General features: G+C 57.5%; 1 protein-coding gene. It reads left to right on the forward strand.

All coding sequences use genetic code 11. The features are described 5' to 3' along the window. A partial coding sequence (locus B2W96_RS09175) for an S-layer homology domain-containing protein (protein ID WP_293009988.1) occupies positions 1-1,439 on the forward strand: 1,439 nt, incomplete at both ends.

Consider the following 1,439-nt stretch of genomic DNA (forward strand, 5'->3'; position numbering starts at 1 on the left):
GCTTTGTGCGGCACTGTTGGCCGCTGTTCTGACCGCAGCGGCCGCACTGCCGGTTTCTGCCGCGTCCTTCCGGGATATTCCGGTGGGGAGTGCTCTTGCGGCCGAGGTGCAAAAGGCCGCAGACTACGGCTTGATGGGAGGATACAGCTCCTCCAACTTTGGCTATTCGGACCCCATCACCCGGGGCCAGTTTGCAGCCGTGCTGGTGCGGATGATGGTGAAAACCATGAATTGGGACGGAGAACTGCCCTTGCAGCCGACCTTTTCTGACGTACCTACCTCACATACATGGTACTCTGTGGTGGAGACCGCCCGGTCCCATGACGTGGTGGACCAAAGCGAAAAATTTCGCCCGGACGTACCCATTACCCGCGCCGAGATGTCTGAGATGCTGGTCCGGGCGGTGGGACTGAAGGGGGCGGCTGCGATTCAGGAAAAATCGACTGCACTTCCGTTCACAGACGTGGAAGCAGGGAAGGGCTACGTAGCCGTGGCCTATCAGATTGGTATGACCTCCGGCACCTCTGAAACCACTTTTGCCCCCAACGCAACCGCGACTCGGGGACAGGCTGCCGCCATGCTGGTGCGCATTTACGAAAAGCTCAGTCGGGCCACTGAATTTGTCCATGGGTTCTACGCCATTTCCTCCCGAAGCCAGCTTAGCCTGACAGACGGGATGGAAGCCGTCAGCGCCGGGTGGAGCCGGATGACGTGGGACGGAACTACGGCGCTGCTTTCTACCACCTCAGCGGGCGGGAATGAGTACGCCGTTCCCAGCGGCTATCAGGACATAACCGGCTATCTGGACGCGGGTGGTACCCCACTGAACCTGAGCGTCTATATGGATGTGTCCGGCGGCGTGAGAGAGCTGCTGGCATCCGAGGCCGGAAGAGTGGCTGCGGTGGAGCAGATAGTCAATGAGATGACCGTTTCCTACAATGCCGTAGGCAAGAATCCCTATTCCGGTGTGACGATTGATTTTGAGGGCCTGCGGGTCGCACAAAAAGCGAATTTTACGGTGTTCTTGAATGCGCTTTCCAGTAAAGTACATTCTCTTGGCAAGAGCCTGTATGTTTGCGTTTCCCCAATTTTAACCACCGGAAGCTATTACGACGGCTATGATTACGCTGCCATTGGCGCACTTGCCGACCGGGTGATTCTGATGGCCTATGACTACAACACTGCGGATATGACTTCCTTTGTGGGAACGGAGTATTACAAGACCGCCGCGCAGGCTCCTGCCGACCAGGTATACGCCTCGCTGCTGGATGCCGCCGCCCAAATGGGGGTTGACAATCAGCCCAAGCTGCTTCTGGGCTTCTCCAGCAAACCTATGGCCTGGAAAATCGGCGCGGATGGGAAGCTTCTCTCCGGAACGCCGGTGTATCCCTCCAATGAGACGCTATATCAACGGCTGAGACAGTCGAATACGGAAAAGG

The organism is Oscillibacter sp. UBA6647, from assembly GCA_002455655.1.
Classification (GTDB): domain Bacteria; phylum Bacillota; class Clostridia; order Oscillospirales; family Oscillospiraceae; genus Oscillibacter.